This window comes from Sphaerospermopsis sp. FACHB-1094, assembly GCF_014696195.1.
Taxonomy (GTDB): domain Bacteria; phylum Cyanobacteriota; class Cyanobacteriia; order Cyanobacteriales; family Nostocaceae; genus Sphaerospermopsis; species Sphaerospermopsis kisseleviana.
This window is the reverse complement of sequence record NZ_JACJPT010000055.1, coordinates 23,763-32,978: the sequence shown is the minus strand read 5'-3', so window position 1 is coordinate 32,978 and position 9,216 is coordinate 23,763. Positions and strand designations below refer to the sequence as shown.

At 41.9% G+C, this 9,216-nt stretch carries 8 protein-coding genes; 3 read left to right on the top strand and 5 right to left on the bottom strand.

The genetic code is table 11. From position 1 onward, the window contains the following. Window positions 1-129 precede the first annotated feature (129 nt). Window positions 130-1,011 (bottom strand): tetratricopeptide repeat protein, encoded by an 882-nt coding sequence (locus H6F47_RS16785; RefSeq protein WP_190650130.1) that lies wholly within the window; start codon window positions 1,009-1,011, stop codon window positions 130-132. 398 nt (window positions 1,012-1,409) lie between these two features. Between H6F47_RS16785 and H6F47_RS16780 the strand changes: the two genes are divergently transcribed. Next, window positions 1,410-2,411, top strand: coding sequence for a hypothetical protein (locus H6F47_RS16780; RefSeq protein ID WP_190347600.1), 1,002 nt, complete (start codon window positions 1,410-1,412; stop codon window positions 2,409-2,411). Here the strand turns inward: H6F47_RS16780 and H6F47_RS16775 are convergent. After that, window positions 2,377-2,523: a hypothetical protein gene (locus H6F47_RS16775; protein WP_190650128.1), complete on the bottom strand. Its 147-nt coding sequence runs from the start codon at window positions 2,521-2,523 to the stop codon at window positions 2,377-2,379. The two genes, H6F47_RS16780 and H6F47_RS16775, sit on opposite strands and share 35 nt — an antisense overlap. A 52-nt stretch (window positions 2,524-2,575) precedes the next feature. Further along, entirely contained in the window at window positions 2,576-3,745 is a 1,170-nt protein-coding gene (locus tag H6F47_RS16770) for a homocysteine biosynthesis protein (RefSeq protein WP_190347599.1), read from the bottom strand. 150 nt (window positions 3,746-3,895) lie between these two features. Between H6F47_RS16770 and thiL the strand changes: the two genes are divergently transcribed. After that, window positions 3,896-4,933: a thiamine-phosphate kinase gene (thiL, locus tag H6F47_RS16765; RefSeq protein ID WP_190650126.1), complete on the top strand. Its 1,038-nt coding sequence runs from the start codon at window positions 3,896-3,898 to the stop codon at window positions 4,931-4,933. Window positions 4,934-5,036: 103 nt separating this feature from the next. Here thiL and H6F47_RS16760 read toward each other — a convergent pair whose 3' ends face one another. Next, the gene (locus H6F47_RS16760; protein WP_096569099.1) at window positions 5,037-6,050 is read right to left on the bottom strand and encodes a type I glyceraldehyde-3-phosphate dehydrogenase; all 1,014 of its coding nucleotides are present in this window, start codon (window positions 6,048-6,050) and stop codon (window positions 5,037-5,039) included. 358 nt (window positions 6,051-6,408) lie between these two features. Continuing rightward, a complete protein-coding gene (gene nadD / locus H6F47_RS16755; RefSeq protein ID WP_096569102.1) occupies window positions 6,409-7,035 on the bottom strand; it encodes a nicotinate (nicotinamide) nucleotide adenylyltransferase in 627 nt (208 codons plus the stop codon). Window positions 7,036-7,639: 604 nt separating this feature from the next. On the opposite strand from nadD, the gene murC reads away from it, so the two are divergent. After that, window positions 7,640-9,100 (top strand): UDP-N-acetylmuramate--L-alanine ligase, encoded by a 1,461-nt coding sequence (gene murC / locus H6F47_RS16750; RefSeq protein WP_096569106.1) that lies wholly within the window; start codon window positions 7,640-7,642, stop codon window positions 9,098-9,100. The last annotated feature ends 116 nt before the right edge of the window (window positions 9,101-9,216 follow it).

Below are 9,216 nucleotides of genomic sequence, written 5' to 3'. Positions count from 1 at the left end.
TAAGCTGTTGTGCATTTAATTTGTATAAGTGGAACAGGCATCTTGCCTGTTAAACAAGAGTTCAGAATATTAGGATTATACAATTTAGCTGTGTAACAGCTTATTTTTCCCAATGCCCAATGCCCATCCTCATGGACTCGGTGTACTTTCCGGTGATGCTGCGGGGGTAGGACTGGGCATTGCTGCTGCCTTGTTAATTTCATCTTTATACTGAGCAGGAGCTAAAGCCGTAGCACTATCAAACAAAGGTTTTGCTTCATCGAGCTTACCCTGTTCTTTTAAAAGCATCGCCTTTGCTAACACAGGACGAAAATCTTGAGGATCTTTTTTAATTGCTTGCTCGTATAAAGAGATAGCTTGAGTCTCATTTTTCTGTAAAGCGTAAACATTGCCTAAAAGTATCTGTACAGCAACAACATCAACACTTCCAGACTGAATGGAATTTGCTTGAGTTGCTGTAGATAAAGTTTCTTGTAACAAGCCAATAGCAGCTTCTGGGCGCTCTTGACTGAGTTGTAAATTTACCATTCCCTGTAAAGCCTTGAGATCACCGGGTTTGGTTGCTAAAATAGAGCGATAAGTTTGGGCTGCTCCTTCATTATCGCCCATTTGCTGCTTTGCTTGTGCTAGTAAAACCGCATACTCCGACTGCTGTGGATTCAATTTAGCCAACTTTTCCAAAGGTTCAATTACCGCTTGGATATCAGCATTTTTAACTTCACCTCTGCCTTTTTGATTGAGTAATTGTAACCTTGCTTGTAAAAGACCTTTAAGTGCAGCTTGATTTTCAGGTTCTCGTTGCAAAACTAGCTCCAAACCGCGAATTTCATCTGCTAACTTTGACTTTTGCTGAGATAAACTAGAATTAGTAGAGTTGCTGCTAGTATTTTGTGCTAAGGGTTGAGAATCATTGAAAGCCCCAATGATGGGTATAATAGAAACCCCAATAAACGCCGCAACTGCCAGAAGTAAGACAACCTGAATTATCCACCGATTACGTGGTTGAGACACAATTTTTTTCCTTTTGGTAAATTTGAGGGAAATAAATCGAAATTAATGAAATTAATATTTACACAAAGCACAAAGTTAAAATTTTCCAAAACTTTGCGGAATACGGTTATTTCACTGTGAATTTTATAACAAAAAACTATCTAGACTGTTAAAGTAAGTGATGACTTTAGGAGGAGCATTCAGAATTATAGCTATGCTATGCTTCCGAAACTAGAGTAAAGGCGCTAAATGACACATTTAGTCTCTAAATGAGAAATTTCGCGCCTTTGTGTTCGCACAACCCACTCTATAATGGCCAGATTAAAAGGAAATATACTTTTATCAGCCATAAAAACGCTCTTTCCATCTGCTTTTGTCAAATCCCATAATGGGATGTGTCTCCGCCGCAAGGAGTTTTTATGAATTCCGACCTGATGCCGTCTCCTGAATCTTCCAATTCTACAGCCTCTAACCAGGCTCCAGCTAAAATTGACTTAACAGCTAAGTCATCAAAACCGGATAGTTCACCTGTTAAACCTAACGAGAGTGATATTAATGGGAATTTGGCTCATCGCCAACAACCGATCCCACCTCCAAGCGAACCATTGCAATACCGAGCCATTGGTTTAGTCCGGGGGCGCTACTCTCCCAGCAGTGAACAGTTTACCCAAGGAACACTGATCACATCTGATGGTGTGGAGCTAAATGCCGTCCTTTTAGGGCGGATTATGAGTTTAGTCAAAAATCACCTGGACTTAGAAAAACAACATCTCTGGGTAGTTTATCCCCGCACCAGACAAGAAAATGACTCACTACACATCCAAATTGTTGGAGTTTGGGAACCAGAAAATCTGGCTAAAAATTCCCCAGATGAGGATGGCAAAAAATCGGGTTCACAAGCTTTAGAGAGACCCGAAAATGGTGCTGCCAAGAAATCTACTCGCCAAACTGCTGCTAAAGAAGAAATTTCCCAGCCCGTAAAAGCTTCATCAGAAATTCCTGATGGAGAATTTTCTGTGCGTGGTGAGGTAGTTTACCAATCTTTTGACGCTAAGAGTTTGGTAGTTAAAATCAAGCAAGCTCCACGGAAACCAACTGACAAACCCAAGTATTTTAAGTTGAAAATGCGGGGTGTGCTGGCTACCAAAGCTGTGGGCAAATTTTGGGATTTCAAAGTCAAGCGCGAAGCTGATGTATTGATAGTAGAAACTGCTGAAGCGATCGCTGATTTACCCAAAAAACGCAAACCACCATTCAAAGGTGGACCCCGTGCTGGTGGCAGAAAACCATTTCCCCCCAGACGCGATGGAGAAACTCCACGTCCCATCAAGAAAATAGGTGGGGAAACCTCTGCGGTGTCTAAACCTGTACCAAAAACACCTGCTCCTAAGCCAGTGAAAAAGCCGAAACCTCAAGAATAGAAACTGGGGACTGGGGACTGGGGACTGGGGACTGGGGACTGGGGAAGAAGCAGGGGAGCAGGGAGCAGGGAGCAGGGGGAAAATTATTTGTATTTTCCCAATCACCAATCACTAATCACTAATCACCAATCACCAATCTACCAATCACCCATCACCAATCACCATTAAAAGTCTGTCCATCTGTCCTGGGGTAGAAAAGCTCGTTCACTAGGAATGGGAGCAACTGATTCTGTGAGGGTAAATGTGCCGGCTTCTATCCATTGTTTCAACTCTACGGCTACTTGTCGTGAGAGAAACATACTGGCTAAAGGAGCAACTCGCACCGCTTTACCCTCTATGGGAATTTTTCCCGATTTTAGTTGAGCATAACTAACTAAACCAAAGGTGGGACGGACACGACGGGGAATAGAAAAGTCTACTATTGGCGCTACTAAATCTTGATCTTGGACTGCACAACGTTCAATTACTGTTTCGTTTAAAACCGGAAGTGGCACACCCACACCTAACATCAAAGATGGTCCATAACTTTTGAAGTAACAACCCCGCACCCACCGCGCATCCATTTGTTTGGCATCACCAATTAAGGCTAAAGTGGCCGATGGTCCAATGGGTGTTCGATTAGCTAACCGCTTTTGTAAGGGGAAATGCTGCGTACCTTCCCACGCTACATAACCTATTCCACCACCTAAGAAGATTTTTGTCCCAATTCCCACAAGTTGTAAATCGGGATCATTGAATAAGGGAGAAATTGCCCCAGGGTTGGAGTAAACTGCATTACCTAAACGGGGTTGGAGGGGTCCTAGATAGGTATGCAGTGGGCGATCGCCTCCATTTACCCCAATAATAAAGTTTTGATAAAGATTGCGCGGATTAAATAAATAAAATTGGTTGATAGTGTCACAGGTGATAGTAGTTTCAAAAGTTGCTCTGGGGTAACAGTCGGTAACTTGTCCTAAAGCCCTTACTTGTATAGGTTTACCTGCTATTAAATCTTCAATTACATGGCCTCCGCCACGTTCTCTCAGTTCTTCACCCTCTGTCGTTTCCACAGCACAACTAGCACCCAAGTATAAATCTACTGCACCAAATCCAGAATATGCTGGTACACCATCTAACCAACAGCGGCGAATTTTGATCGGTGGGTCAGTATGTCCTAAATTAATAATTGCACCGCTGGACTCCATTGGTTCAAAAGTGCCGGTGGTAATAACATCAACTGCTTTAGTAGCTTTGGTGATACCGATTTCCGCTACTCGTTTTTTCAGTTCTTCAACCGTCCAAACTACGGCGCGTTTTTGGTTGATTTTTTCATTAATTTCCGCAATAGTTCGCATTTTTATTAGTTATTAGTTATTAGTTATTAGTTATCAGTTATCAGTGGGAATAGGAAAATACAAATATTCAAAATTTCAGCCTTCTGCCTCCTGCCTTCTGCCTTCTGCCTTCTGCCTCCTGCCTCCTGCCTCTTCAATTAATACAAAATTATGTCTAATTTACCAGCAGAACATTTACAAGTTCGAGATATTGGCGAACAAGGTCTTTTAGAGAGATTACAACGCTTTTGTCCTTCAGAGGTGATAGGTGATGATGCGGCAGTTTTGGCGACAGAATCAAAGCAATCTTTGGTAGTAACTACAGATATGTTAGTTGATGGTGTACATTTTAGTGATGTTACCACTGCTCCAGAGGATGCTGGTTGGCGTGCTGCTGCTGCTAATTTATCCGATTTAGCAGCTATGGGGGCTTTTCCCTTGGGTATCACCGTTGGACTGGGTTTACCAGGAGATTTAAGCGTTGAATGGGTTGAAAGAATGTATCAGGGCATGACAGAATGCTTGCAAAAATATAACGTTCCTATAGTTGGTGGTGATATAGTGCGATCGCCCATTACCACTTTATCCATAACCGCCTTTGGTCAAGCCAACCCTGATTTTATTATCCATCGTTCCACCGCTCAAATAGGTGATGCCATAGTCGTTACAGGTATTCATGGTGCTTCTCGTGGGGGCTTAGAACTGCTCTTAAATCCCGAAATAGGTCAAAACCTCAAATCAGAAGAAAAGGTGGCTTTAATCACCGCACACCAGCGTCCCAGACCACGTTTAGATGTCATACCCATTCTCAAAGAAATACTTTTCTCTCCCTGCTCCCTGCCCTCTGCTCTCTGCCTCATATCTGGGATGGATAGCAGTGATGGTTTAGCCGATGCAGTATTACAAATTTGCCGTGCTAGTAAAGTAGGCGCTATTTTAGAAGCAAGTAAAATTCCTCTACCATCAACATTTAATCATTGGCTCACACTACAGCGATCGCTCAATTATGCACTATACGGGGGCGAAGATTTTGAATTAGTCCTCTGTTTACCACCACAAACCGCATTAGAATTAGTAAAAAAACTAGGTGCAGGTGCAGCCATTGTCGGTAAAATTACACCAGGCTCAACAGTAATTTTACAACATGAAAACGAAAAAATCCCCGACCAAGTTTTAACACTTAGCCAGGGATTTCAGCATTTTAGTTAGGGAACAGGTAACAGAAGGCAAGAGGCAAAAGTTAATATTCTCCCCCTGCTTCCCCTGCTTCCCCTGCTTCCCCTGCTTTCTTCACTGTCACCTGTCACCTAAATTATGCCCATTTATTGGCTACTAACTCAGCTAAGTCTAAAACGCGTTGGCTATAACCCCACTCATTGTCATACCAAGCCATCACTTTTACCATGTCATTGCCCATAACCAAAGTTAAGTTGGCATCAACAATGGAAGATTCATTTGTACCTTGATAATCAGAAGATACTAGAGGAAGTTCGCTATAACCTAAAATGCCTTTGAGATAGGTTTGAGAAGCATCTTTGAGGACTTGGTTAACTTCTTCTGTAATAGTGGGTTTTTCAACCTGAACTACAAAATCCACCATTGAAACATTAGGGGTGGGTACACGCAAAGCTGTACCATTCAGCTTACCTTTTAAAGCTGGGAGTACCAGAGCCACCGCTTTAGCCGCACCAGTAGAAGTGGGAACAATGTTAATACCAGCCGCTCTAGCGCGACGCAAATCACGGTGAGAAGCATCTAAGATGCGCTGATCTCCTGTGTAGCTGTGAGTAGTGGTCATTGTGCCTTTGATGATGCCAAATTTTTCATGCAGCACCTTGGCAATAGGAGCTAAACAGTTAGTGGTACAGCTGGCGTTACTGATAATGTGATGTACGTTGTGATCATAATCTTCATCATTCACACCCATCACAAAAGTACCATCTTCATTTTTACCAGGAGCAGTAATCAGCACCTTTTTAGCACCAGCATTAACGTGGCGCATTGCCCCTTCCTTACTGGTAAAAACACCAGTGGATTCAATAATCAGATCAATTTCCCATTCTTTCCAGGGCAAGTTATCTGGGTTGCGATCAGATACGCATTTAATGGTCTTACCGTTGACAGTAATGGAATTATCATCAGCAGTAATATCCGCATTTTGTAACCTTCCCAGCATCGAGTCATATCTGAGCAGGTGAGCATTGGTTCTAGGATCGGAAGTGTCATTGATACCCACAAGTTCAACTGGGCTATTCTCTCTACCTATCCAGCAGCGTGCGAAGTTCCGTCCAATGCGCCCGAAACCGTTGATTGCAACTCTAATCACAGTGTCTTGCCCTCTGTATTTATGCCTATAAATTGATATCGTTGACCGTTATATAAAACCTACTCAAAATTACTCATGAGCTTTGTTTACTTCCTGCTTCACTCTGGAAGTGTCGGCACTACCCAGTCCACAGGCTTTAAGATTGGGTGTAACTCACCCTACTGTGCAAATGCTTTAGGCTTGGTTATTACCTAAAAACAGGGTAATTATCACACCTTTGAGTGTTGAAGTCTAGATTTTTTCGCTCAATGAGTAGATTGGAGTAAATGTTTTGATTCTGTTCCAGACCCCAATCATATCGCAAAGGGGAGGAGTATTTATAACTATAAAGTGTTCTATCCCAAAAAAAATACAGAATTTATTCAGAATTATGAGTGTAAAGATTGTGAGTGGCGATGTACAAGCCGACTGATTTCGGTACTAAATCATCAATGGAACAGCCTTGGCGACAAAGTTCACGGATGATACTTGACGAAACTCTTACTAAAGGTGTATGCAGTAACTGCCAATTGATTGTATGTGATTTTTCTCTAAATTTTTTTTCTACTTGGTTGCAGATTGACTCAGTTTGAGCTATAGTCTCACCACCGACCTGTCGGGGGGCAATTAACCAATCACACATTTGTGCTAGTTCATATCCACGATACCAACGAGGTAAAGTTTGGAAAGCATCCAAACCGATAATCCAGTACCAATGAGTATTTGGGTAAAAAGCAGATAAATCAATCAGGGTGTTAATAGAGTATGAAGTCCCAGAGCATTCTCTCTCAATCAGTGAGACTGTAAAAGCTGGGTTATTTTTAGTAGCTATATCCAGCATTGCTACTCGATGTTCAAACAGTGCGGCTTGTTTATGAGGAGGATTTTTTGAAGGTATCCAAATTATTTGTTCCAGATGTAATTGCGTCAAAGCCATTTTGGCTACGAGTAGGTGTCCCCAGTGAACTGGGTCAAATGTACCTCCAAAAATTGCTAGTTTCTGCATTTGATGTGCGGGAATATTCAGGTAAAGTAAAGCACACTGCTAAAGTTTTGTCTCTTACTTCCTACCTCCTGCCTCCTAAAATTTCCTACTGCAACTAGTTGAATAATCTTTTCCCTACCAATGTATTATTGTAGTCAATTCACCTGCTGGCTGGATATAAGTAGAAAAGCACAAAAAAACAGACGTATGTAACGAAAAGTAAAGTTACCTAAAAGTCTCTTCCCTCCTGCCTTCTGCCTCCTGCCTCCTGCCTTGCCATAACGACCATTTTTAACGCCTACCTACTTAGTGTCAAATTATGTTTGTAACTCAAGGACTTCCGTAGCCACTTTTAGTAAAGCCATCAACGATATGTATTTAACATTACAGGATTTTTTTCCCGATGTTACCCCAGTTTTCAGAATAATCATAAAAAGATATCAGAAATAGAGAAACTCTCTCGTCAGGGTAATATCTTTCTGAACAAGCAAAAACAAAGTAAAAAATTAACCCTTTATTCAGATATGAAAATCCTACAGGAGCAGTATCTGTAAAAATCCAAATCCTGTTATGATACGCGTGTCTTATGTAAAGATTTTGTGGTGTGGTGTAAGAGGAACAAAAGATGAATAGTCAGATAGATTTTAGCGGTAGACCATTTCATTTCATTGGGATTGGCGGTATAGGAATGTCGGCTCTAGCTTATGTGTTGACAAAACGGCAATTACCAGTATCAGGTTCTGATCTGCGACCTAATCAGATTACACGCAAGTTAGAATCCCTGGGCGCTCACATTTTTAGTAGACAAGAAGCCAGCAATCTGGAGTTCTTTCGTCCTCAAGAATCGGCTGATGGAATAGTATTAAATTCACCAGAAAAATTGCCCGTTGATAAGTCTAACTTACCTCAAGTAATTTGTTCAACAGCTATTAATACCAATAATTTGGAATATAAAGCTGCCATAGAATTAGGTTGTCCAATTTTACACCGTTCTGATGTCTTAGCTGCCTTGATTGCTGATTATTATAGCATTGCTGTAGCAGGAACTCACGGCAAAACTACAACCAGTAGCATGATTGGTTATATGCTATGGCAAGCTGGTCTTGACCCGACCATTTTAGTCGGTGGAGAAGTAAATGCCTGGGAAGGGAATGCTAGATTAGGGGAAAGCAAGTATCTAGTGGCTGAAGCAGATGAATCTGACGGTTCTCTGGTGAAACACGCCCCAGCTATCGGGATAATTACCAATATTGAACTTGATCATCCTGACCACTACGAAACATTAGACGAAGTAGTTGAGACTTTCCAAAAATTTGCCGAGGGTTGCCAAATTTTAGTAGGTAGCATTGATTGTGACACAGTGCGCGATCGCCTTAACCCAAACATCAGCTATAGTCTACATCCAGATACCGGCGCTGACTATACTGTCACCAACATTGACTATCGTGCTGATGGTACAACAGCTTTGGTTTGGGAAAAAGGTAAAGCCTTGGGTGTATTAAATCTACAACTTTTGAGTCGGCATAACCTCAGCAATGCTCTAGCCGCAGTAGCCGTAGGACGCGCCCTGGGTTTAGAATTTGGGGAAATTGCTAAAGGTATTGCTACCTTTGAAGGAGCAAGACGGCGCTTTGAGTTCCGGGGAGAAGCGGCTGGTATTACTTTTATTGATGATTATGCCCATCACCCTAGCGAAATTCGTGCTACTTTGGCCGCAGCACGTCTTCAGGCTAGACCAGGACAAAGGGTAGTTGCCATCTTCCAACCCCATCGTTATAGTCGGACACTTACCTTTTTAGAAGAATTTTCCGAATCTTTTACCCATGCTGATTTAGTAGTTCTCACTGACATTTACAGCGCCGGAGAACCAGATTTAGGACTGATTAATGGTGAACAATTAGCAGCAGAAATAGGGAAGCAGCATCAGCAGGTTATTTATCAACCGACTTTATCATCTGTGTGCGAGTTTTTATTGTCAAACCTGCGTTCTGGTGATTTGGCGCTATTTTTAGGTGCTGGTAATCTGAATCAAGCGATTCCTGAAGTAATTGCTACACTTCGTGAACCAGCTAAAGCCACATCCTAAGCAAAGCACAGTTCTAGGTTTTCTAGGTTTTGTTTCTTGTGCGAATTTCCTATCTAGCAATAGTTTCATTAGTTAAACTTATTGCCGGAATTTTACGGTAAAAGAGTCATAAAAAT

What these genes read in the sequence shown, in the direction of transcription:
- nadD (WP_096569102.1), bottom strand. Translation starts at nt 7,035, where the DNA reads ATGCAGAAACTAGCAATTTTTGGAGGTACATTTGACCCAGTTCACTGG.
- H6F47_RS16770 (WP_190347599.1), bottom strand. Translation starts at nt 3,745, where the DNA reads ATGCGAACTATTGCGGAAATTAATGAAAAAATCAACCAAAAACGCGCC.
- murC (WP_096569106.1), top strand. Translation starts at nt 7,640, where the DNA reads ATGAATAGTCAGATAGATTTTAGCGGTAGACCATTTCATTTCATTGGG.
- H6F47_RS16780 (WP_190347600.1), top strand. Translation starts at nt 1,410, where the DNA reads ATGAATTCCGACCTGATGCCGTCTCCTGAATCTTCCAATTCTACAGCC.
- thiL (WP_190650126.1), top strand. Translation starts at nt 3,896, where the DNA reads ATGTCTAATTTACCAGCAGAACATTTACAAGTTCGAGATATTGGCGAA.